Here is a 23936-nt window from a genome sequence, read left to right on the forward strand (position 1 = left end):
TATGGGACAAACATTATTCGATAAAATTTGGGATGCACACGTCGTCAGTAGCAACGAGGGCTTTCCTGATATTTTATACATCGACACACATTTCATTCACGAGGTAACCAGTCCGCAGGCATTTGATGGTTTGCGTAACAGAGGGTTACCGGTTTTTAGGCCACAACAAACCGTTGCCACGGCCGATCACAACGTCCCAACCTGGGACCAGCACTTACCCATTAAAGAAGAACTTTCCCGATACCAGGTTGATATGCTCACCAAAAACTGCGCGGAGTTCGGCATCGAACTTTACGGTTTGGGGCATCCATTCCAGGGTATCGTCCACGTTATAGGCCCCGAACTGGGCATCACTCGTCCGGGTGGTACTTATGTTTGCGGCGACAGCCACACTTCAACACACGGCGCCTTTGGTGCTATAGCGTTTGGTATAGGCACCTCACAGGTTGAGCAGGTTATGGCTACCCAATGTTTACTGCAATCGCGCCCTAAAAGGATGAAGATCGAGGTGAACGGCAAATTGCAAAACGGTGTTGGCGCAAAGGATATCATCCTTTACATCATCTCGCAGATCTCTGCCGCTGGCGGTACCGGTTATGCTGTAGAATATGCCGGCGATACCATCCGCGCGTTAAGCATGGAAGGCCGTATGACCATCTGTAACATGAGCATCGAAATGGGTGCCCGTTGCGGATTGATCGCGCCTGACGAAACCACCATTAACTACGTAAAAGGCCGCGAATTTGCCCCTAAAGGCGAAGAGTGGGACAAGGCAGTAGCTTACTGGCAAACTTTGTATTCTGATGAAGATGCTGAGTTTGACAGCGTACTAAGCTTTAAAGCCGAAGATATTGAGCCAATGATCACCTACGGAACAAATCCGGGTATGGGTATTGGCGTTACGCAACACGTTCCCGAAACTGCTTCTTTTGAAGCTAAGGAACAAGGCTCATACAAAAAAGCCCTTGATTACATGGGCTTGCACGATGATGAGCAGTTGTTAGGCAAACCTATCGATTACGTTTTCATAGGCAGCTGTACCAACAGCCGTATTGAAGACCTGCGCCAGGTTGCCGAGTTTGTTAAAGGCAAGCACAAGGCAGATAATGTTACCGTTTGGGTGGTTCCCGGCTCTAAGCAAGTACAGGAACAAGCCATTCGTGAAGGTCTGGATAAGATCTTTGACGCGGCAGGTTTCCCATTACGCGAACCGGGCTGCAGTGCATGCCTGGGCATGAATGAAGATAAGATCCCGGCAGGTAAATACTGCGTATCCACCTCAAACAGGAACTTTGAAGGCAGGCAAGGGCCAAACTCACGTACATTCCTGGCAAGCCCGTTAACCGCGGCAGCAAGTGCAATTACGGGTAAGGTTACGGATATAAGAGATTTTTTGAAAGATGAGGAGTTAGTAGGCTAATAAGCGCTGTCACCCTGAGCTTGTCGAAGGGCGTGCGTAAAGGCCTTTGCCCGCATGCTTCGAGAGCCTCAGCATGACACCTAATAAAAATTAATTAAGATGGCAACAAAGATTTTTAAACACATACAAACCAGCGTGGTGCCTTTGCCAATCGAGAATATCGATACGGACCAGATCATCCCTGCCCGGTTTTTAAAAGCCACCACCCGCGAGGGCTTTGGCAATAACCTGTTTCGCGACTGGCGTTTTGATAACGATGGCAACCCGAAACAAGATTTTGTACTAAACAACCCTATTTACAGTGGTAAAATACTGGTTGCGGGTAAAAACTTTGGTTGCGGCAGCAGCCGCGAGCATGCTGCCTGGGCACTGGCCGATTATGGCTTTGATGCTGTTGTAAGCAGCTTTTTCGCTGATATTTTTAAAGGCAATGCCCTAAATAATGGTTTACTGCCCGTACAGGTTAGCGATGATTTTTTGAAGAAACTCTTCGAGGTGATTGATGCTGATCCGCACGCGGTAATAGAGATTGACCTGGTTGACCAGTTCATAAAAATTGTAGCAACCGGCGAACAAGAAAGCTTTGAGGTTAATCCTTACAAAAAAGCCTGCATGACCAACGGTTACGATGATATCGACTACATCCTGAGCAAAAAGGAATTGGTTGAAGAATTTGAAGCTGCTAAGTAATGTGTATTACATTGAGCCTAATGACTCAATGACTAATGACCCAATGACAACGAAGTAATGAACAAAGAGATAAAACGGGAAGGCGAAGGCACGGCGAAGTTATTTGACGAACGCAGCCTGGAAGCTGATTATGCCACACTACCTCCCCTGCTTAAGCAAGGCTGGCGCGTGCTGGATATCGGTTGCGGAACCGGGGCTATCTCTAAAGGCATCGCTCAAAAGGTTGGTTCAACGGGACATGTAACCGGGATAGATAATACAGCATACTTTATCGAAAGTGGTAAAGAAACATATGCTGATGTTACCAACCTGGGGCTTATACATGCCGATCTGTTCTCGTTTGAACCAACAGAAAAATTTGACCTGATAGTAGCCGCGAGGGTGCTGCAATGGTTGAATAATCCGCAGGAAGCAGTGGTAAAATTAAAAAGCATGCTGAAGCCAGGTGGCATATTATCCGTACTGGATTATAACCACGAAGCTTTAGAATGGCAGCCCGAACCACCGGCAAGTATGCGCCAGTTTTACGCCACCTTTTTAAGATGGCGCGGCGATGCAGGCATGAACAATCACATTGCCGAAGACCTGCCCGGTTACTTTACCGAAGCTGGTTTAAGCCAGGTAGAGGTTTTGGATGCCAACGAATATTATAAAAAAGGCGATGCAAATTTCCTGTCGAAAGTAGGGATCTGGTCGTCAGTAGCTAAATCAACCCAGATGGTTGAGGAAGGTTACATTGATGATGCCGACCGTTTAAAGGCCATCGAAGATTATAACAAATGGATAGAAAGCGACGCGCAACTGATGGTGATGAAACTAAAAGAAGTACGCGGAGTAAATAAAATATAAACAATAACAACGCGTCATTGCGAGGTACGAAGCAAATAGCCTCACCTAAATCCTCTCCAAAGGAGAGGACTTGAAAAAATTAAACCCTCTCCTTTGGAGAGGGCAGGGTGAGGCTTTAAAGAGATTGCTTCGTACCTCGCAATGACGGAAAAGATTTATGGGAGTTAAAAAACACATATTAGTAATACCCGGTGATGGCATAGGCCCCGAGGTTACCACCTGGGGTAAAGCCGTATTAGAAAAAATCGGCGCCGATTTTGGCCACGAATTCACTTTCGACGAAGCCCTTATGGGCCACGCCGGAATTGAAGCTACAGGCGAGCCGCTGCCAGATGAAACTTTAGCCAAAGCAAAGGCCAGTGATGCCATCCTGTTTGGTGCCATCGGCCATATTAAATACGATAACGACCCATCTGCAAAGGTTAGGCCTGAGCAGGGTTTGCTAAAGATCCGCAAGGAACTTGGTTTGTATGCCAACCTGCGCCCTATTATGCTTTTTGATGAGCTGCTGGATGCATCAAGCCTGAAACCTGAGATCCTGAAAGGAACAGATATCCTGTTCTTCCGCGAATTGACGGGTGATGTTTACTTCGGTGAGAAGAAACGCAGTGAAGACCGCAATACTGCGTCCGACCTGATGATCTATCACCGTTACGAAGTGGAACGTATTGCTACAAAAGCATTTGAAGCTGCCCGGGTACGTGGTAAAAGATTATGCTCGGTAGATAAGGCAAACGTACTGGAATCATCACGCCTGTGGCGCGAGGTAGTACAGGAATTGGCCAAACAATACCCGGATGTTGAAACCGAGCACATGTTCATCGACAACGCCGCTATGCAACTGGTTAAAAACCCTAAAAAGTTTGATGTGGTATTAACCGCCAACCTTTTTGGTGATATCCTTACCGATGAAGCATCACAGATAGCAGGCTCCATGGGTATGCTGGCATCAGCATCAATTGGCGATGGTACCGGTTTCTTTGAACCTATCCATGGTTCGGCGCATGATATTGCAGGGCAGGACAAAGCCAATCCGCTGGCCTCTATCCTATCGGTAGCCTTAATGCTGGAGATCAGCTTCGGGCTAAAAGATGAAGCTAAAAAGATAACATCAGCCATAGATAAAACTTTAAAAGATGGTTACCGCACCGGCGATATTGCCGATGCAAACACAGACAAGAGCAAAATATTAGGCACAAAAGCCATGGGGCAAAAGGTGTTGGAATACTTGTAAATGTGCAGATGTGCGAATATGCAGATGTGCAAATAAGCTACCAATGAACTAATGAACCATTGAACAAATGAACTAACATGAAATGGAATGCTGAATTATATGACCAAAAGCACGCATTTGTTTACCAGTTTGGTGAAAATGTGCTGGAAACGTTGGATGCCAAACCGGGCGAACATATCCTGGATATTGGTTGCGGTACCGGTTATTTAACCCAGCAAATTCAAAATGCGGGTGCTATTGTAAAAGGCACAGATTACTCGCCCGAAATGATAGCGCAGGCCAAAGCAAGCTATCCCGAAGTTACGTTTGAGGTTGCCGATGCAGGCAATTTTGATGAAGCCGGTAAGTACGATGCTGTATTTTCTAACGCCGCTTTACACTGGGTAAAAAACCAGGATGGTATGATGGACAGCGTTTACAAAAGCCTTAAACCCGGCGGCCGTTTTGTTGCCGAAATGGGCGGCAAAGGCAACGTAGGCAAACTGATAGCAGCTACCAAACAAGTGTTAGAGCAGCGTGGCTATCACAAACAGGCTAAAACGCAGGTATGGTATTTCCCATCGCTTGCTGAGTATGCAAGTCGTTTAGAAAAGCATGGCTTCAGGGTAACCTTCGCCACGCATTTCGACCGTAAAACACCGCTGCAGGATGGTGACCAGGGTGTGGCTAAATGGATAACCATGTTTGCCCCATTATACCTTGTTGGCATCCCGAAGGAAGAAAAACAGCAAATGCTGGAAGAAGTTACCGCACTACTTGAACCCGAATATAACGAGAACGGGCAATGGTATGCAGATTATAAAAGATTAAGATTTATAGCTGTTAAAGAGATATGAGTATTGAGATGTGAGACGTGAGACACATGTCTGATCTTCATTTTCACTAAATAAAAAAGAATTAAAAATTGAATTAACCGATGGCAGGTGCGAGTCTAAAATCTCACATCTAACATCTCAAATCTAAGAATTATGTTACACGACCCTAACCGCGTTTATGTTTTTGATACCACGCTTCGCGACGGCGAACAGGTACCGGGCTGCCAGCTGACAACCCCTGAAAAGATCGATATAGCCCGCGAGCTGGAAGCGCTGGGCGTGGATGTTATAGAAGCTGGTTTCCCGGTGTCAAGTCCGGGCGATTTTATGAGCGTTGTTGAGATATCAAAGGCAGTAAATGAGCCTATAGTTTGCGCGCTTACCCGTGCCAATAAAACCGATATTGACGTAGCCGTAGAATCATTAAAATATGCGAAACGCCCGAGGATCCATACGGGTATTGGCTCGTCAGATCAGCACATCAAACACAAATTTAACAGCACCCGCGAGGAAATTTTAGAGCGCGCTGTTGAAGCAGTTAAATACGCCAAGAAATCTGTTGAGGATATTGAGTTTTATGCCGAAGATGCAGGCCGTGCCGATGTGGCCTTTTTAGCCCAAATGGTTGAGGCAGTTATCGCCGCAGGTGCAACTGTTGTAAACATCCCGGATACCAACGGCTATTGCCTGCCCGATCAATACGGCAGCAAGATCAAATATCTTAAAGAGAACGTTAAGAACATTGATAAGGCCATTATATCGGTACATTGCCATAACGACCTTGGCCTGGCTACTGCAAACTCTATAGCCGGTTTACAAAACGGCGCCCGCCAGATAGAAGGTACCATTAACGGTATTGGTGAGCGTGCGGGTAATACCTCTATCGAGGAAGTGGTGATGATCCTGAAAACGCATGCGGTGCTTGGTTTGCATACCAACGTAAACAGCAAAAATTTCTACGAAATGAGCCGTATGATAAGCAGCCAGATGCGTATGCCGGTGCAGCCAAACAAAGCTATTGTGGGCAGCAATGCATTCGCGCATAGCTCGGGCATACACCAGGATGGTTTCTTAAAGAACCGCGAGAACTATGAAATTATTCGTCCGGAGGATGTGGGTTTCCCAAGTGCAAGTATTGTTTTAACTGCACGCAGTGGTCGCCACGCCCTTAAATTCCATTTGGAAAGACTTGGACACAAGCTGGATAAAGATGAGCTTTATGAGGCGTATAAACGCTTTTTAACGCTTGCCGATGCTAAGCTGGATATAAATGATGATGATCTGCAAGCCTTAATGGCCTACAGGTTGGTAAAGAACTAAGTGATGGATACAGCAACGGAAGTGCATTTGGATTTTGACGCGGCCTACGAACGGCTTAAAGACGTGGTAAAACATACCCCGCTGGAGTATAACGAGCGCCTGTCTGCAAAATACGAATGCAAAATATATTTAAAACGCGAAGACCTGCAGATAGTACGGTCTTACAAGTTAAGAGGCGCCTATAACCTGATAGCACAGCTAAGTCAGGAGCAATTAGATAAGGGTGTAGTATGCGCCAGCGCGGGCAACCATGCGCAGGGCGTAGCCTATTCCTGCAAAAAGAAGGGCATTAAAGGCATTATTTATATGCCCGAGATTACCCCTAAACAAAAGGTTAAACAAACAGAAATGTTTGGTAACGGCAATGTGGAACTGGTTTTAACCGGCGATACTTTTGACGATTGCCTGCGCGAAGCTTTGATCTATACCAAAGAGCACGATGTAGAGTTTATCCCGCCGTTTGATGATTACCGTACCATTGAAGGCCAGGGAACTGTTGGCGTAGAGGTACTGCAGGACCTGCCGAACATTGATGTGGCTATTATGCCCATTGGTGGTGGTGGTTTGGCTGCCGGTATGGGTACTTATCTAAAACAAAAGCTGCCTAACATAACCCTTATCGGTGTCGAGCCGGAGGGTGCGCCTTCTATGCTTACTTCCATCACTAACGGTGAGAACACCGCTTTAACGGACATTGACCGCTTTGTTGATGGCGCAGCAGTAAAACGTGTGGGTGATAAAACCTTCGCTATTTGCCGCGAGATATTGGATGATATGCTTACCGTTCCGGAAGGAAAGGTTTGTACTACCATACTAAAACTTTATAATGAAGACGCCATTGTGGTTGAGCCTGCAGGTGCCTTATCGGTTACCGCGTTGGATGCCTGCCGCGAGCAGATCAAAGGTAAAACGGTGGTTTGCGTGATCAGCGGTGGTAATAATGATATCGACCGCATGCAGGAGATCAAAGAGAAATCTTTACTGTATGAAGGATTGAAACATTACTTCATCGTTCGTTTCCCGCAACGCCCGGGTGCTTTAAAGTTGTTTGTGAATAACGTATTAGGCCCTGGCGATGATATTACCCGTTTCGAGTTCATCAAGAAAAACTCAAAAGAGAACGGCCCCGCATTGGTAGGTATCGAACTAAAAAACGCGGAGGACTACCCTGCCCTGTTAGAACGCATGGCAGAGCACCGTTTTGAAGTAATAGAACTGAATAGGGACCAAACTTTGTTTGAGTATTTGGTGTAATAAACTATGCCGTCATGCCGAATTTATTTCGGCATCCCACATGCAAAGCGACTACCGGTCCCGAGAGATGCTGAAACAAGTTCAGCATGACAATATTGAAAGAAGCCGCTCAGCAAATGCTGAGCGGCTTCTTTATTACAGAGTAAAAGCGAAGGCCTGTGCGATTCCCTCCCAACGGGAGGGTGTAGGGAGGGGTTTCGGCGTAAAGCAGGGCGAATAAACCCCTCCCTGCCACTTCACATCCCTATGCGCCCCTCCCCAAGGAGGGAATTAAGCTGCTCAATAACTCCTCTGTCATATGATGGGCTATTACCCTCCCAAGGGAGGGAATTGGTTATTTCTTCTATTTCCCCTCCAATATCTTCATCGCCTCTACCGCTGCAATCTGCCCGGATATCAGCGCGGGCGGCACACCCGGCCCTGGAACGGTTAACTGACCGGTAAACAGCAAATTTTTTATATGCTTGGCACGCATACTGGGTTTAAAAAATGCGGTTTGGGCAAGAGTGTTAGCTAAGCCATATGCATTACCTTTAAAGGAATGATAATCGGCTTTAAAATCTTTTAGGGCATAGCTTCGTTTTACCACGATACTATCACGGATACTTTGGCCGGTGATGTTCTCAAACCTATCCATCATCACATCAAAATACCTTTCGCGGGTGGCATCGTCGTCATCTAAACCGGGCGCAATGGGCATCAGGAAGAATAGGTTCTCTCCGCCTTCAGGGGCTGCATCCGGGTCGGTTTTTGAGGTACAGCAAACATAAAACAGCGGTTTTGTTGGCCATTGTGGTTTTTTGTAGATCTCTTTGGCATGCAGCTCAAAATCCTCATCAAAAAATAAGTTATGGTGTTGGATGCCCTCTACCTTCTTGTTTGTGCCGATGTAAAACAACAGGCTGGATGGCGACATGGTACGAGTATCCCAATATTTTTCGGTGTAATTTCTATCAGGCTTATCTAAAAGATACTGGTCGGTACGTTCATAATCTGCACCGGCAATTACAAAGTCGGCATTGTAGGTACCATTGCTGTTTTGGATGGTTTTTGCATGTCCATCGGTAACATCAATTTTAGTTACTTCTGTATTCAGGCGGATCTCAACCCCATAGCTTTCGGCAACGCTTACCATAGCTTTTACTATCTCGTTCATCCCCCCCATTGGGTACCAGGTACCAAGGGCAAGGTCGGCGTGGTTCATCATGCTGTACATGGCGGGTGTATCCTGCGGGGTAGCACCCAGAAATAATACCGGGAACTCCAGTAGCTTTATCAGCTTTGGATTTTTAAAATATTGGCGCACATGGCTGCTCATGCTGGTAAGCAGTTGCATGCTAAAACTCTTGCGGATCAGGTTAAAATCAATAAACTCGGTAATAGAATGCGACGGACGAAAAACATACTCGCCCATGCCTACTTTGTATTTGTAAGCAGCCTGTTCCAAAAACTTCCGAAGGCCTGCACTACTACCGGGTTCTATCTCGTCGAATAGTTTTTCCAGTTCGGCTATGCTGGCGGGTACATCCAGCACATCATCCTTGCCATAATAAACACGGTAACCGGGATCAAGGCGTTTCAAGTCATAAAAATCAGATGGCTTTTTATCGAACAGGGCGAAAAAATTCTCGAAAACATCTGGCATCCAGTACCAGCTTGGCCCCATATCAAATTTAAAACCGTCCTTTTCCCAAACCCGCGCGCGGCCGCCCGGCTGGTCGTTCTTTTCCAACACAGTAACTTTATAACCCGCTTTTGCCAATACACAGGCCGAAGCCAGCCCGGCAAAACCTGCACCAATCACAATAATGTGTTTATCAATCCCCATGTCCTGCCAAATTAAACAAATAGTTGTAATTAAGCCTCACCCCAAACCCCTCTCCGAGGGAGAGGGGCTTAAAAAAGTCTCCCCTATCGGGGGAGATTTAGAGCGAGCTTTAAAACAATGCGGCATTCATTTTGTACTTTTGGGTAATGGACCTGTTTAACCAAACGTGCTTTGAATGCAGTAAGCTTATTACCAATAAATACAGTACTTCTTTTAGTACGGGTATTAAGGCGTTCGATAAACGTTTTAGATACCCGGTTTATGCTATTTACGGTTTTGTGCGCTACGCGGATGAAATTGTTGATACCTTTTACGAACACGATCAGCGCCAACTAATAGACGACTTTAAAGAAGAAACTTTTAAAGCGATAGACCGCGGCATAAGCACCAATCCGGTGCTGCAATCTTTTCAGCAGGTAGTTAACCAATATCATATCGAAAAGGAGTTGATAGACGCTTTCCTTACCTCTATGAAAATGGACCTGGATAAAACCGCTTACGACGATGATGGTTACAAAACGTACATCTATGGCTCGGCCGAGGTTGTTGGTTTGATGTGCCTGCGTATATTTTGTGAAAACAATCCGGCGTTATACGATACGTTAGTCCCCAAAGCCCGCAGCCTGGGGTCGGCATTTCAAAAAATAAACTTTCTGCGGGATATTAAGTCTGACTATGAAGACAGGGGACGCACGTATTTCCCTCAGGTAGATTTTGGTAATTTTACCGAAGCGGATAAACAACTGATAGAAAATGATATTAAAAAGGATTTTGATGATGCGCTGGATGGGATAAAGCAATTACCTAAGGGCAGCAGGCTGGGTGTTTATGTAGCTTATATTTATTACCTACAGTTATTTAAAAAAATAAGCACTACATCTGCCCATACCATAATACAAAAAAGGATAAGGGTTTCTGATACGCAGAAGCTTGGCTTGTACTTTAAGGCAATGCTGCATCAAAAACTGAATGTAATTTAAAATAACCCGTACTTAATAAATGCCGATGCTTTTTAAGCTAAAATATATATTGATAACTGCCACCCTGCTGTTATTTGCCCCGGTTAACCAGGGTAATGCAACGGTACGCGACGATATAACTGAACCCAACCTGCATGTTATACGTAAGTTGCTGGTAAGCGCTATAAATAGTGGTAAAATCACCGATTCGCTTTATCGTAATCTGGGTGCTATAAAAAACCGCACGGCGCTTATTAACGGTTATATGGCTACGTTGGAGGCCTTAAAAGCCAAACATACCTGGAACCCGTACTTTAAGATAAAGTACCTTAATAATGCCGAAAAGACATTTAAGACCGCTGTAACGGGCGACCCGCATAATATAGAGATCCGTTTTATGCGATTTTCGGTAGAGCATAATGTGCCGGGCTTTTTAGGATATACAAAAAACCTTGTTGCCGATAGGGAAGAAATTATTACACAACTCGACCGGAAACATTATTCATCGGCAGATGCTGCCCTGGTTAAAACAATTATCAACTTCCTGCTCGATTCTAAACGTTGCACCCCTGCCGAGCACGGCAAACTATCACAACATTTAGCATCATTATAAGTGAAATACAGCTACCTTATTATCAACGTATTAACCATTATTTTCCCGGTTTTATTATCGTTTGATAAGCGTGTGGCCTTTGCTAAAAGCTGGAAGTTTATTTGGCCGGGCATGGCTATAACAGGCTTGCTATTTTTGTTTTGGGATGTGCTGTTTACCATCCACGGAGTATGGTCGTTCAATGATAAGTATATCATCGGCATAAAATTTATTGGCTTGCCTTTAGAGGAGATCCTATTCTTTTTAACCGTGCCCTTTGCCTGCATCTTTATTTATGCCTGTTTAAATTATTACGTTAAGTGGCAGCCAGGCATTATCATAACAAGGATGGTATCCAACTTGCTTGTCGGCTTATCCATAGCCCTGCTGGCACTTAACTATACCCGGTTATATACAGCGGTAACTTTTGGTCTGCTTGCGGTTTTATTGGTACTGTTAATGTATTATTTTAAAGTAAAATGGCTCAACCGGTTTTATATGGCATTTATTGTCTCGTTAATTCCTTTCTATATCGTGAATGGTATTTTAACAGCCTGGCCAATTGTGCTTTACAACAATGCGCAAAATATGGGCATAAGGGCTGGCACCATCCCTTTCGAAGATCATTTTTACAGTATGGCCTTACTACTGATGAATGTTGGCTTTTTTGAATATTTTAAGAACCGTAAAAAGCTTGCTGTATGACACCAGAATTGCCGCTATATACCAAATCGCAACTGGCCTTACGTAACGGGCAGGATAAACCACAGATATGGGTAGCTTACAAGGGTATTATATACGATGTAACCGAAAGCCGCCTTTGGCGCAACGGCAAGCACTACGAACACTGGGCCGGCCAGGACCTTACCGACGAACTGCCGGATGCACCACATACCGAAACCGTGTTTGAGAAGTTTACGGCGGTGGGACGAATAGCCTAAATGCCCATAAAAGCTACTTGTCATGCTGAACGTATGTGAAGCATCTATTCGCCGCCATGCAATTTCGATATGCAAAGTTCGCTATTAGATCCTTCGCTACCGCTCAGGATGACAGAAGGAATTTCACCCCACAAAAAAACCCGCCCGAAGGCAGGTTCTATATATGTTTGAGTTTGTTATTAGTATTCGGCGTAGATAGGTCTTGCAACTCCATTATCATAAGCTTTCAAATTCTTTTTAAGCAATTTGCGCGCTACGTGGATACGGGTTTTAACAGTACCAATAGGTATAGTTAAATGGTCGGCAATTTCATGGTATTTATGGCCTTCAAAGTACATGGTAAAAGGCACGTAATAGTCTGCAGGTAATCTATCTAAAGCTCTTTTAATATCATCCATCACAAACTTAGCTTCACCCTGGTTTTTGGTAGAACTAAATACCAGGTTCGGAGAAGATATCTCGTCGCTTTTGGTAACAAAAGTGCTCATTTTAACAAAACGGCGATAGTTATTGATGAAGGTATTTTTCATGATGGTGTATAACCATCCTTTTAAATTAGTGCCTTCTTTAAACTTATTGTAGTAAGTTATGGCTTTCAACATTGTATCCTGAACAAGGTCGTTAGCATCATCTGCGTCGTGGGTGAAATGTAAGGCATAAGACCTTAGCGAAGTCGCCTGACGTAGTACAAGGGTGTTAAACTCAATCTTTGTCATTCTGTTAATGTTTTGTATTGAGTATTAGGCAAACATAATACCAATAGTGAAAAGCACGTGAAGTTGAATGATTGACTGTAACAGCATACAAGCCACAGCAAATTAGGCTAAAAAATAGCCATAGCAATGTAAGTTACTGAAAACAAGCAACTTAATATTTTAATTAGATTTTTAGCAATAAAGTAAAGCGTAATAAAAAAAGTTAAACAATTATTGTTTAACCTACTGTAGATGAGTAAATTGTAAATTTAAAGTTATAATTAAGATAATTAACTTATAATATTTACCTCGCGTTGTAGCATAACGCCAAATTTAGTGTACACACTGTCTATGATTTGCGACGAAAGACTGTACACTTCTTCGCCCGTTGCGCCGCCATGGTTCACTAAAACCAGTGCCTGGTTCTTCCATGTGCCGGTGTTTCCAACGGTTTTTCCCTTCCATCCGCATTGCTCAATTAGCCAGCCTGCAGCCAGTTTTACCTGTCCATCGGCCGTGGGGTAATTCACTATATCAGGGAAATTCTGCTGCAATGGTTCAAATTGCTCTGCACTTATCACGGGGTTTTTGAAGAAGCTACCCGCGTTGCCAATGGTAGATGGGTCGGGCAATTTAGATACCCGGATGTAGGATACCACCTCAGATACATCTTCAATAGTGGGTTGTGTGATGCCGCGGTTAGCCAGCTCCTGTTCTATGGCGCCGTACTTTAAATTGATGTTTGGCTTAAGCGAAAGGTGGAACTTTACCGATACAATAATATACTGCCCGGCCAGTTCGGTTTTAAATACGCTTTCGCGGTAACCAAACTTGCAATCGGCTTTAGTGAACGTGCAGAAGGTACCGGTGGCTATTTCAAACGCACGGCAACTCTCAAATACATCTTTCAGCTCTACCCCGTAGGCGCCTATGTTTTGTATGGGCGATGCACCAACCGAGCCGGGGATAAGGCTCAGGTTTTCTATGCCTCCATAATTGCGATCTACACAAAAGTTCACCAGGCCATTCCAAACCTCGCCGGCGCCAACTTCAACAAATACGTCATCGTGGCTAATGCGGTGTTCTATACCACGAATATTGAGACGAATAACCAGGCCTTCAAAATCTTTCACCAGCAGCATATTACTGCCGCCGCCAAGTACAAGGCGGTTCATGTTCATCCATTGCGGGTCGGCAAATAGTTCTACCAGCTCGTCCTCATGACTTATTTCGGCGAAATAGCGGGCATTGGCATCAATACCAAACGTGTTAAATTTTTTAAGCGATACGTTTTCCTGTATTTGCAGCATGGGGGCGTTATTTTGGAATGGGGCGAATTTCGGAAATATTATTGGGATGCAGTAGTTTTGAAAAGTCAATTAACTATATTCAGTTAAAATTTGCACCCCATGAAACCTAAATTATTACTCATCACATTTCTATCATCTTGCCTATTAAATGCTACTTCGGCACAGGATTTTAAAAACAGGTTTAAAGAAACCTTCCCGAAAGGAAACTCTGATTCCACGCTTAGCTTACTTAATCAATGGCGCAAAGCCGCTCCAAACGACCCTGAATTTTATGTTTATGCATATAATTTTTATGCACAGGAAGGTTTAAAGCCAGTACTAAGCCTCACAACAGATAAAAGAAGTGCCGATGGTTTTGAAATAAAAGATAAGGACAACAAAACGGCCGCCTATTTGGGCACTACAAATAGGTATAACGAAACTTTAATTAATAAGGGCTTTAATTATATAGATACCGGAATAAGCAAATACCCGGATAGATTGGATATGCGATTTGGAAAAGTATACATACTCGGCCGGATCAAAAATTACAAATTGTTCACTCAGGAGATTATAAACGCGGTTAATTATGGTGAAACCATCAACTTAAAATGGGCTTGGACAGATGGCAAACCATTGGACGATTCCAAAAAGTTCATGCTCGCTACTATACAGGAATATGTCGTACAGATGTTTAACGAAGGCGACCAATACATGAATAATATCAAAAGCATTGCTCAAACCATTTTAAAGTATCATCCAGACCATATTGAAAGCCTTTCAAACCTGGCTATCAGTTATATTGTCAACAACGATTATAAGAATGCACTACCACCACTTTTAAAGGCCGAAAAACTTAACCCTCAGGATTACATTGTATTAAACAATATAGCCTATTCATATAGCTTACTTAATGATAAACCTAATGCAATAAAATATTACGAGCTTGTAATTAAATATGGTGATGAGGAGAATAAGAAGGTGGCAACAGAAAAGATAAATCAATTAAAGAAATAATTACCTTTTAAACCACTTCTTCCCCACCACCAATAATCAACTATTCATACGATTGTTTGTTATTCCATGTTTCGTTATATTTGTATATGGACACGCTAAAAATCAACATTATAAATCCCAAAGCTCTAAAATTATTAAATGATTTAGCCGACATGAACCTGATCGCTATTCAGGATAGTCCTAAAAACAGCTTTGAAGGCTTATTGAATAAGTTGCGCGCTAACAGTGATTCCGCTCCATCACTTGATGAAATAACAAAAGAGGTAGAAGCAGTACGTGCAAAACGTTATGCAAAATAAACCTGTTCGTGTTATATTGGACACCAATCTTTGGGTAAGTTTTTTAATTAAAAAAGACTATTCTACTTTAGGTTCACTTCTTTTTTCAGGCCAGATTGTATTAGTGTTTAGTAAAGAATCACTATCTGAATTTATTGAAGTAACACAGCGCCCAAAATTCAAAAAATACTTTTCAGAAACAGATGTAATTGCGTTAACAAAAGTTATTGATGATTATGCTGAATTTGTAGATGTCACAGCAAACATTACAATCTGCCGTGATGAGAAAGATAACTTCCTGCTTTCATTAGCTGTAGACGGGAATGCAGATTATTTATTGACAGGTGATAGTGATCTATTAGTATTAAATCCACAAGGGCACACCAAGATCATTACTATTTCAGATTTCTTTAAAGAAATTACTACCCCTTAAACCACTTCTTTCCTACCACCAGCAACCCAAACTCTTCCGAAGGATTTTTCTCGGTTGATTTATGGTGAATCTTATGTGCCCTACGGATGCCCGACAAATAGCGGTTATTACTTTTAAATGCCTTAAATCTGTTATGAATAAACCAATCGTGAAAGATAAAATAGATAGTACCGTATATACTGATGCCCGTACCTATCCAAAAGCGGTAATCTAAGGTGATATGCCCTGCCCACATCAGCCAGAGGGCCAGCGCGGCAAAACCAATACTGAACAGATCATTTAGTTCGAACAAACCGTGGCGTTGCTGATGGTGCGTTTTATGTATAAACCACAGTGGCCCATGAAACAAATATTTATGCATAGCCCAGGATAGTGCTTCCATCAAAGCGATGGTGATTAGTACAATACCTATGTTGATCAATATCTGCATGTAACCGTCCTCTATAAAATATAAAAGCAGAAACAATTGGGTTTGTTTCTGCTTTTGATAAATCTAAAATCGTAATTCTACAATCGTAAATTAAATATGTATCGGCCTGTTCTCCGTAGCGGCTAAACACGCTTCGCGCATGGCTTCGGTATAGGTTGGGTGGGCGTGGCTGGCACGGGTTACGTCCTCTGCAGATGCACGGAATTCCATAGCTATAACCGCCTCGGCTATCATATCCGCAGCACGCGGACCAATCATGTGTACACCTAAAATTTCGTCGGTAGTAGCATCAGCCAGTACTTTCACAAAACCATCAAGGTCGCCGCTTGCACGGGCACGGCCACTTGCTTTGAACGGAAATGAACCTGTTTTATATTTTGTACCCGCCTCTTTCAATTGCTCCTCGGTATAACCAACAGCGGCAACTTCCGGCCAGGTATAAACAACACCCGGTATCAGGTTATAATTAATGTGCGGTTTTTGTCCGGCAATCAGTTCGGCTACAAAAGTGCCTTCATCTTCTGCCTTGTGGGCAAGCATGGCACCTTTAATTACGTCGCCAATGGCGTACACACCCTTAACACTGGTTTCCAGATGCTCGTCAACGGTGATCTTACGGCCACGCTCTTCAACGGTAATACCTATTTTATCAAGGCCTAAACCATCAGTGTAAGCTATGCGCCCAACAGCTACCATACAGTAGTCGCCTTTAAGCTCTTGTTTTTCGCCTTTAGGATTATCAAAAGTTACGGTAACCTCTTTGCCTTTGGCAGTAGCACCGGTAACCTTATGGCCCAGGTAAAACTCCATACCCAGTTTCTTCAATACCTTTTGCAGCTCGCGGCCAAGGCCCTTATCCATAGTAGGGATAATGCCATCCATATATTCAATTACAGATACTTTGGCACCCAAACGCGCGTAAACAGATCCCAGCTCCAAACCAATAACACCGCCACCAATTAAAATAAGGTGTTTTGGTATTTCGGTTAAGGTTAAAGCTTCGGTAGAGGTAATGATGCGTTTCTTATCTATCTTCAGGAAAGGCAGGCTTGATGGTTTCGAACCTGTAGCAATGATCACGTTCTTTGAAGTAATCTCGGTAGCGGTACCATCAGCCTTAGTTACAATAACCGTGTTTTTATCTTTAAATGACCCTACACCGGTGTGTACGTCGATCTTATTTTTCTTCATCAGGTAAGTGATGCCACTGGTATTGGCATCAACAACTTCCTGTTTACGTTTTATCATTTGCCCAAAATCAATACCCAGGTTATCCAATTTAATACCGTGAGTAGCGAAGGCGTGGGCAGCGTTATGGTAATGTTCAGACGAATCCAGCAATGCTTTTGAAGGGATACAACCCACATTAAGGCAAGTACCGCCAAGGGTGTTATATTTTTCAACAATTGCGGTTTTTAATCCCAGCTGGGCGCAACGTATTGCAGCCACATAGCCACCCGGACCCGAACCTATAACGATAACATCATATTGCATAGTAGTGTATTTTGGTGGGCAAAGTTAAGGAATGTTTACAGGCTTATAAATAGGTAATTTATTAAATGTTAGGTGGGTGACAAAGGGAGATTAGAAGGGAATGTTTTATTTGATTGTTTGTTTTTAGTTTTCTAACTAACCTCTATTCACTAACATGGGCGTTGCCTGCGGCCCGGGCTATCCGCTCATACGCGCACAGGCATTAGCCACAGGCCGGTATCCGCTTTTATCCCTAACGCGGAATGCCCCTTTGTCATGCTGAACGTAGGGAAGCATCTAATCGCCGATAGGCAAAGTTCGCTAATAGGTCCTTCGCTCTCGCTCAGGATGACAAACTAAAAGAACCGACGGTAGACTGACAGGGTTCTTTCTTTCCCCCCCCGTCGGCAAAACAGCTTCGGGCGAAAATGGGCAGAACGATGGTGGCCCTGAGCGTGGCAAGGGCATAGGAAATTTTGCTGAAGCGAGGGGCAAGAGCGAACGCAGTGGGGCAAAAGATTCCAGCCCGTGGTTCTGCCCGGTTTGCAGGGCAAAGGCCAGGCGTGGCAAAGAAGCCTTTTTGCCGACTTGAGTTATTCACTACGTTCATGAGATCGCTGCGCTAAGTCTTGCTTCTTTTCTATCAAGAGAAAAGAAGGAGCCTCCGCGGCGGTGAGCGGCGAATGTTTAGCGCACACCAAGCATAAGAGATGCCGAAATAAATTCGGTGAACTCATTGGTCAATATCCTTTAATTTATCCATCCCATTGTAACACTCTTATCACGTTTCGCATATTTATAATATACTTAGTAAATTACGCCATACTAATTACTGATCATCATGAAAAAACTCTCCGCATTATTAATTTTAATGTCTGTAAGCTGTAGTATGCTGTTTGCTCAAAGTGCATACGTTAAAGAGCATTACACCAAAAAAGATGTTTACATCACCATGCGCGATGGGGTAAAACTATTTACCTCTATCTACACGCCAAACGATGCATCCAAAACAAATAAGTACCCTATAATGATGCAGCGTACCTGCTACAGCATTGCCCCATACGGCGAAACAAAATACCCCAATAACCTGGGCCCCTCTAAATACATGATGCAGGAAGGCTATATTTTTGTTTACCAGGATGTACGCGGCCGATACAAAAGCGAAGGCACCTGGACTAACATGACCCCGGTTATTGATAATAAAAAAAGCAAAACCGATGTTGATGAGGGTTCTGATACTTACGATACCATTGATTGGTTAATTAAAAACGCAACCGGAAATAATGGTAAGGTTGGCCAATGGGGTATCAGCTATCCGGGCTTTTATACCGCTGCCGGTATCCTGAGCAACCACCCTGCGCTTAAGGCTTCATCGCCGCAGGCACCCATATCCGATTTCTTCTTTGACGATTTCCACCATAATGGCGCTTTCATCCAAAGTTACTTTTTCACCTTCCCGGTGTTTGGCGTGCAAAAGAAAGATACCACAGCTAAAGCATGGTACAACAATCAAATTATAAATGCCGGTACCCGCGATGGCTACCAGTTTTTACTTGACCTTGGTCCGTTGAAAAATGCCGACAAATATTACAAGGACAACTTTTTTTGGCAGGAAACGGTTAACCACCCAAACTACGACGAGTTTTGGCAAAAACGTGGCTTGCTGAAACACTACAACAAAGTAAAACCTGCGGTGATGCTGGTTGGCGGCTGGTTTGATGCCGAAGACTTAACAGGCCCGCTGGCTATTTACAAAACTATCGAGAAGAAAGACCCTAATGCCTATAACACCATTGTAATGGGTCCGTTTGGGCATGGAAGGTGGTCGCGCGAAACAGGGCACACCATGCACAGCAATATTTACTTTGGCGATAGCATTGCTACTTTTTATCAAAAAAGTATCGAGCAAAAATTCTTTAACCACTTCCTTAAAGGTAATGGCGACAAAAACTCCGGCCTGCCCGAAGCGTACATGTACAACACCGGTAAAAAAGAATGGGAAACATTTGATAAATGGCCTGCGGCAAGTGCTACGCATCAAAAATTCTACTTAAGTAACGATGGTAAACTGGCAGCTACCCAACCGGCAGCAGAGGCGGGTACCAGCTTTATAAGCGACCCGATGAAACCGGTTCCTTATACCGAAGACAACACCACCACTATGGGCTTTACGCCGCATAACTATATGAGCGAAGATCAGCGCTTTGCCGGTCGCCGTACAGATGTGTTGGTTTTCCAGACAGATGTTTTAACAGATGATGTTACCCTGGGCGGCGAAATAATGGCCAACCTTAAAGTGGCTACCACCGGTACTGATGCCGATTGGATTGTGAAACTGATAGATGTTTACCCGCCGGATGAGCAAAACACCCCTTACATGCCAAACAAGAACATCATCCTGAGCAACTATCAGCAAATGGTACGTTCGCAGATCATGCCGGCACGTTTCCGTGATGGGTTTGAGAAAGCTGTACCGATGGTAGCTAACCAGAAAACAGATGTAAACTTTCACCTGCAGGATGTATTGCATACCTTTAAAAAAGGACACCGCATTATGATACAGGTACAAAGCACATCGTTCCCGCTGTATGCGCGTAACCCGCAAAAATTTGTAGAAAACCCATACAAAGCCAATGAAAGCGATTACCAAAAAGCAACCCACACCGTATTTAACGACAGCTTTATTGATGTGGAGGTGTTAAAGTAAGAGATTAGTTTTCCTCTCGCAAAGACGCTAAGACGCAATGTTAAATCTGCTTCTTAACGTCTTTGCATTTTGTATCTTGCCCATAATTCTATAGCCGCATGATTGATAAAATAAAGTCTCATAAAGAGAAAAATCAAAGAGTGAAAATATTTCGGCAGGTCTCAAAAGATACTTCTGAAACAAGTAATGGCTATATCCTCGATTTTTCTGATGAACTACTCTTATTACATGAAACAGAGGATTTCATTGTAGATGGTTATACAGTTATTCCTATAGCTCAGATCAAAAAAATACGCTTTAATAAAAGTGATAGGTATTTTGATAAAATGATGAAATGGGAAAACGAATTTGAGAAAGTTGGGATAAATTACACGGTGAACATTAAAAATTGGAAAACATTATTCACTTCGCTGCAAGAAAAAGAGTTGAATGTAATAGTAGAGTGTGAAGCATCTAAAGTCTATGAATTTACGATAGGGCCAATAGAAAAGATCGGTAAAAAATATATCTATCTTAACTACTTCGACGCTGCAGGATACTTTGACGATTGTTCGTCTTCAATTGATTATCCGTCTATAACAAGAGTTGCATTCGACACGCAATACATAAACGTTTTTAGCAAATACACCCGGCATCGCAAAGCCAAATCAAATTAACAATGAAAGTTAAATCACTGATAGCCTTATCTCTTTTACTGCTTGCTAATGCCACGGCCCACGCCCAGCTTGGCACCAATAAAGAAACCTTTACCCGTGCCGATACCTTGCGGGGGATGCTTACCCCTTTGCGTACCTGTTACGATATCAATTACTATCACCTGGATGTGAAGTTTGATATCGATAACAAATTTATTAGCGGCAATGTGCTTTTTAAGTACACCGCTACGCAGGATTTCACCAAACTGCAGTTCGATCTGTTTTCGAACCTGAAAGTTGAGAAGGTGGTTTATAAAGGTAAAGAAGTGCCTTATACCCGCGAGTTTAACGCGGTATTTGTAACCTTCCCTCAGACCATTAAAAACGGCAGCAAAGATGAGTTTACCGTGTTTTACTCAGGTAACCCTACCATTGCCAAACGTGCGCCATGGGATGGTGGTGTTGAATACAATGTTGATTCGCTTGGCCATAAATGGGTATCAACCGCCTGCCAGGGCATGGGCGCCAGCGTATGGTGGCCAACAAAAGATCACCAGGCCGATGAGGTAGATAGCGCGTTGATCAGCATAAGCGTACCCAATGGCTTAAAAGATGTAAGTAATGGCCGCCTGCGTAAGGTTACCAAATTAAAGGACGGTTATACCCGGTTCGATTGGTTTGTAGCCAACCCTATCAACAATTATAACATTGAAGCCAACATTGGCGATTATGTACATTACAGCGATACCTACATGGGCGAAAAAGGCAAACTAACGCTCGACTTTTGGCCACTAAGCTATAACCTGGAGAAAGCCAAAAAGCATTGGGGTGCAAACACCAAACCTATGCTAAAAGCTTTTGAACACTGGTTTGGCCCCTACCCTTTTTACGAGGATGGTTATAAGCTGGTAGAAACCCATCATTTAGGCATGGAACACCAAAGCGGTACTGCCTATGGCAACCATTACCAAAACGGCTACTTAGGCCGCGACCTGTCTGGCACCGGCTGGGGTTTAAAATGGGATTTTATTGTAGTACACGAAAGCGGCCACGAATGGTTTGCCAACAACATTACCTCAAAAGACCTGGCTGATATGTGGATCCACGAAAGCTTCACCAACTACAGCGAATCGTTATTTATTGAGGATAACTGGGGCAAACAAGCCGGGCAGGAATATGTGCATGGCACCCGCCTGGGTATCCAAAACGACGGCCCTATCATTGGCCCGTATAATGTAAATAAAGAGGGTTCGGGCGATATGTATCCAAAGGGTGGTAACCTGCTGAACATGGTCCGTACCATAATTAATGATGATGAAAAATGGCGCGGTATCCTTCGCGGGTTAAACAAAACATTCTATCATCAAACCGTTACCTACGAGCAGGTTGTAGGTTACATCAACGAGCAAAGCGGCAAAAACCTTACCCCTGTATTCGATCAGTATTTAAGGCATGCCAACATCCCTACGCTCGAATTTATGACCATAGGTGGTAAATTAATGGTAAGGTGGATCGCAGATGAACATGCGTTTAATATGCCGGTAAAAGTACGCCTCAAAGGTGGCGAATACCAGTTTATTACCCCAAAAACACGTTTTACCCCGCTTAACATCAATGGCGCCACTAAAGATAATATCGAGGTAGATACCTTTAATTATTATATAGGGGTGTTGATAGATTAAATTCTCATTTGTCATGCTGAACGATAGTGAAGCATCTATTCGCCGACTTGCATGTAGCCGATAGATCCTTCACTATCGCTACTATTTCAGATGAGGCGTGCGATGTCATGGTGAGCTTGTCGAACCATAGCGGGCAGGCCCTCGGCACCATCCTTCGACAGGCTCAGGATGCCAGGGAGTTATTTGTTTGCTTTTTATTTTCTTTTTAGTGCAACTAACCCTTTACAAGGTGCGTCTAATACCTAAACAAACACTAAAAATAACCCCATGAGAACACTAAAAACACTTTTAATGGCTGGCCTAATGGTAGCAGCCACAAGCTTTGCCAAAGCAGATACGCAAGACCGTCACCTTACTGGCTTTAACGCGGTTAGCGTTGCCGGTTCGTACGATGTATATATTACCCAGGGTTCAACCGAGTCTGTAAAGGTAGACGCACCTTCAGATATTATCGACCGTATTGTTACCGAAGTACAGGGCGGTGTTTTAAAGATTTATACTAAAGATGGCACCAACTGGAACTGGAGCGGCAAGAAAAAAATGATCGTTTACGTATCTATCAAAAATGTGAATGCGGTTAGCCTTGCCGGTTCTGGCGATGTTAATTTTAAGGATGGTTTAAAAGCCCCTTCCTTAAAAATAAAATTAACCGGCTCTGGTGATATCAGCGGTAAAGTTGACGTTAAAACTTTAGAAAGCAGCATAGGTGGCTCTGGTGATATTACCTTATCAGGCCGTGCAGAAAACTCGAGTGTTAGCGTAGTTGGCTCTGGTGATTTTACCGGCCAAAATTTAGCTACCACAAATACCCAGGTTAAAGTTGCCGGCTCTGGCGATGCAAAGGTAAACGCGGCCGAAAAAATTGACGCCTCGGTTGTAGGTTCGGGAGATGTGCATTACACTGGTGCTGCCAAAAATGTTTCCAGCTCAAAAGCAGGAAGCGGCAGCGTAAGCAGAATGTAACTCATTTAAGGACTACAAAGGACGTTCTTGTCCACAAAAAAGGCCTCCGATAACATTATCGGAGGCCTTTTTATTTATATATGATGTTATGCTAATTGCTTAGCAAGTTTATCTGCAAGTACTGATTTTGGTACAGCGCCAATTTGTTTGTCAACAATTTCGCCGCCTTTAAAGTACAATAAGGCAGGGATATTACGGATGCCATATTTCATTGATATACCTGGATTGTTATCTACGTTTACTTTACCTACAACGGCTTTGCCATCGTATTCTTTAGCAAGTTCTTCAACAACAGGGCCTACCATACGACAAGGACCACACCACTCTGCCCAAAAATCTATAAGTACCGGTTTATCTGATTTTAATACAAGTTCATCAAAGTTTGCATCAGTTATTTCTAAAGCCATGATTTCTATTTTTAAATAATGTTAT

The 23936-nt window shown here is 43.5% G+C and carries 24 protein-coding genes; 18 read left to right on the forward strand and 6 right to left on the reverse strand.

Translation table 11 applies throughout. From position 1 onward, the window contains the following. Position 1: 1 nt before the first annotated feature. The 7 genes from leuC to ilvA all read left to right on the forward strand — a co-directional run bounded on the left by leuC (position 2) and on the right by ilvA (position 7582). Positions 2-1420, forward strand: coding sequence for a 3-isopropylmalate dehydratase large subunit (leuC, locus tag NPE20_RS23090; protein ID WP_256541073.1), 1419 nt, complete (start codon positions 2-4; stop codon positions 1418-1420). A gap of 99 nt (positions 1421-1519) precedes the next feature. Further along, positions 1520-2110: a 3-isopropylmalate dehydratase small subunit gene (leuD, locus tag NPE20_RS23095; protein WP_256541074.1), complete on the forward strand. Its 591-nt coding sequence runs from the start codon at positions 1520-1522 to the stop codon at positions 2108-2110. Positions 2111-2167: 57 nt separating this feature from the next. After that, positions 2168-2959: a methyltransferase domain-containing protein gene (locus tag NPE20_RS23100; RefSeq protein ID WP_256541075.1), complete on the forward strand. Its 792-nt coding sequence runs from the start codon at positions 2168-2170 to the stop codon at positions 2957-2959. Between the two features lie 157 nt (positions 2960-3116). Next, on the forward strand, positions 3117-4193 hold the full coding sequence (gene leuB / locus NPE20_RS23105) for a 3-isopropylmalate dehydrogenase (RefSeq protein WP_256541076.1): 1077 nt from the start codon (positions 3117-3119) through the stop codon (positions 4191-4193). 77 nt (positions 4194-4270) lie between these two features. Next, positions 4271-5029 carry a class I SAM-dependent methyltransferase gene (locus tag NPE20_RS23110; RefSeq protein ID WP_256541077.1) on the forward strand — a complete coding sequence of 253 codons (759 nt, stop codon included), beginning with the start codon at positions 4271-4273 and terminating at the stop codon, positions 5027-5029. A gap of 132 nt (positions 5030-5161) precedes the next feature. Further along, positions 5162-6328, forward strand: a complete 1167-nt coding sequence (locus NPE20_RS23115) for a 2-isopropylmalate synthase (RefSeq protein ID WP_256541078.1) — start codon at positions 5162-5164, stop codon at positions 6326-6328. Between the two features lie 3 nt (positions 6329-6331). Beyond that, entirely contained in the window at positions 6332-7582 is a 1251-nt protein-coding gene (gene ilvA, locus NPE20_RS23120; RefSeq protein ID WP_256541079.1) for a threonine ammonia-lyase IlvA, read from the forward strand. Between the two features lie 343 nt (positions 7583-7925). On the opposite strand, the gene crtID is transcribed toward ilvA, so the two are convergent. After that, positions 7926-9410 carry a bifunctional phytoene desaturase/3,4-desaturase gene (gene crtID / locus NPE20_RS23125; RefSeq protein WP_256541080.1) on the reverse strand — a complete coding sequence of 495 codons (1485 nt, stop codon included), beginning with the start codon at positions 9408-9410 and terminating at the stop codon, positions 7926-7928. Positions 9411-9556: 146 nt separating this feature from the next. Between crtID and NPE20_RS23130 the strand changes: the two genes are divergently transcribed. Genes NPE20_RS23130 through NPE20_RS23145 form a run of 4 tightly spaced genes read left to right on the forward strand, consistent with a single transcriptional unit; the run spans position 9557 to position 11902 of the window. Further along, positions 9557-10390: a phytoene/squalene synthase family protein gene (locus NPE20_RS23130; protein ID WP_256541081.1), complete on the forward strand. Its 834-nt coding sequence runs from the start codon at positions 9557-9559 to the stop codon at positions 10388-10390. 25 nt (positions 10391-10415) lie between these two features. Continuing rightward, positions 10416-10982 carry a hypothetical protein gene (locus NPE20_RS23135; RefSeq protein ID WP_256541082.1) on the forward strand — a complete coding sequence of 189 codons (567 nt, stop codon included), beginning with the start codon at positions 10416-10418 and terminating at the stop codon, positions 10980-10982. After that, a complete protein-coding gene (locus tag NPE20_RS27005) occupies positions 10983-11666 on the forward strand; it encodes a lycopene cyclase domain-containing protein (protein ID WP_256541083.1) in 684 nt (227 codons plus the stop codon). It abuts the gene before it with no gap. Continuing rightward, positions 11663-11902, forward strand: coding sequence for a cytochrome b5 domain-containing protein (locus NPE20_RS23145; RefSeq protein ID WP_256541084.1), 240 nt, complete (start codon positions 11663-11665; stop codon positions 11900-11902). Before NPE20_RS27005 ends, NPE20_RS23145 begins: the two co-directional genes overlap by 4 nt. Positions 11903-12081: 179 nt before the next feature. Here NPE20_RS23145 and NPE20_RS23150 read toward each other — a convergent pair whose 3' ends face one another. After that, positions 12082-12618 (reverse strand): RNA polymerase sigma factor, encoded by a 537-nt coding sequence (locus NPE20_RS23150; RefSeq protein WP_256541085.1) that lies wholly within the window; start codon positions 12616-12618, stop codon positions 12082-12084. 269 nt (positions 12619-12887) lie between these two features. Then, entirely contained in the window at positions 12888-13907 is a 1020-nt protein-coding gene (gene murB, locus NPE20_RS23155; protein WP_256541086.1) for a UDP-N-acetylmuramate dehydrogenase, read from the reverse strand. Between the two features lie 99 nt (positions 13908-14006). On the opposite strand from murB, the gene NPE20_RS23160 reads away from it, so the two are divergent. The 3 genes from NPE20_RS23160 to NPE20_RS23170 all read left to right on the forward strand — a co-directional run bounded on the left by NPE20_RS23160 (position 14007) and on the right by NPE20_RS23170 (position 15614). Beyond that, positions 14007-14903 (forward strand): tetratricopeptide repeat protein, encoded by an 897-nt coding sequence (locus NPE20_RS23160; RefSeq protein WP_256541087.1) that lies wholly within the window; start codon positions 14007-14009, stop codon positions 14901-14903. An 86-nt stretch (positions 14904-14989) separates the two neighbouring features. Continuing rightward, positions 14990-15202, forward strand: a complete 213-nt coding sequence (locus tag NPE20_RS23165) for a hypothetical protein (RefSeq protein WP_256541088.1) — start codon at positions 14990-14992, stop codon at positions 15200-15202. Continuing rightward, a complete protein-coding gene (locus NPE20_RS23170) occupies positions 15192-15614 on the forward strand; it encodes a putative toxin-antitoxin system toxin component, PIN family (RefSeq protein ID WP_256541089.1) in 423 nt (140 codons plus the stop codon). Before NPE20_RS23165 ends, NPE20_RS23170 begins: the two co-directional genes overlap by 11 nt. On the opposite strand, the gene NPE20_RS23175 is transcribed toward NPE20_RS23170, so the two are convergent. Then, positions 15604-16044, reverse strand: a complete 441-nt coding sequence (locus NPE20_RS23175; protein ID WP_256541090.1) for a sterol desaturase family protein — start codon at positions 16042-16044, stop codon at positions 15604-15606. The two genes, NPE20_RS23170 and NPE20_RS23175, sit on opposite strands and share 11 nt — an antisense overlap. Before the next feature lie 90 nt (positions 16045-16134). Next, the gene (gene lpdA / locus NPE20_RS23180; protein ID WP_256541091.1) at positions 16135-17538 is read right to left on the reverse strand and encodes a dihydrolipoyl dehydrogenase; all 1404 of its coding nucleotides are present in this window, start codon (positions 17536-17538) and stop codon (positions 16135-16137) included. A gap of 820 nt (positions 17539-18358) precedes the next feature. Here lpdA and NPE20_RS23185 point away from each other — a divergent pair. The 4 genes from NPE20_RS23185 (at position 18359) to NPE20_RS23200 (ending at position 23504) form a co-directional block, all read left to right on the forward strand. Beyond that, complete coding sequence (locus NPE20_RS23185) at positions 18359-20224, forward strand: CocE/NonD family hydrolase (protein ID WP_256541092.1); 1866 nt, start codon at positions 18359-18361, stop codon at positions 20222-20224. A 140-nt stretch (positions 20225-20364) separates the two neighbouring features. Continuing rightward, a complete protein-coding gene (locus NPE20_RS23190; protein ID WP_256541093.1) occupies positions 20365-20880 on the forward strand; it encodes a hypothetical protein in 516 nt (171 codons plus the stop codon). 2 nt (positions 20881-20882) lie between these two features. Beyond that, positions 20883-22541 (forward strand): M1 family metallopeptidase, encoded by a 1659-nt coding sequence (locus NPE20_RS23195; protein WP_256541094.1) that lies wholly within the window; start codon positions 20883-20885, stop codon positions 22539-22541. Positions 22542-22940: 399 nt separating this feature from the next. Beyond that, a complete protein-coding gene (locus NPE20_RS23200) occupies positions 22941-23504 on the forward strand; it encodes a head GIN domain-containing protein (RefSeq protein ID WP_435529217.1) in 564 nt (187 codons plus the stop codon). Positions 23505-23590: 86 nt separating this feature from the next. Here the strand turns inward: NPE20_RS23200 and trxA are convergent, their stop codons facing one another. Further along, positions 23591-23911 (reverse strand): thioredoxin, encoded by a 321-nt coding sequence (gene trxA, locus NPE20_RS23205; protein ID WP_256541096.1) that lies wholly within the window; start codon positions 23909-23911, stop codon positions 23591-23593. Positions 23912-23936: the final 25 nt, after the last annotated feature.

The organism is Mucilaginibacter aquariorum, assembly GCF_024498135.1.
GTDB lineage: Bacteria > Bacteroidota > Bacteroidia > Sphingobacteriales > Sphingobacteriaceae > Mucilaginibacter > Mucilaginibacter aquariorum.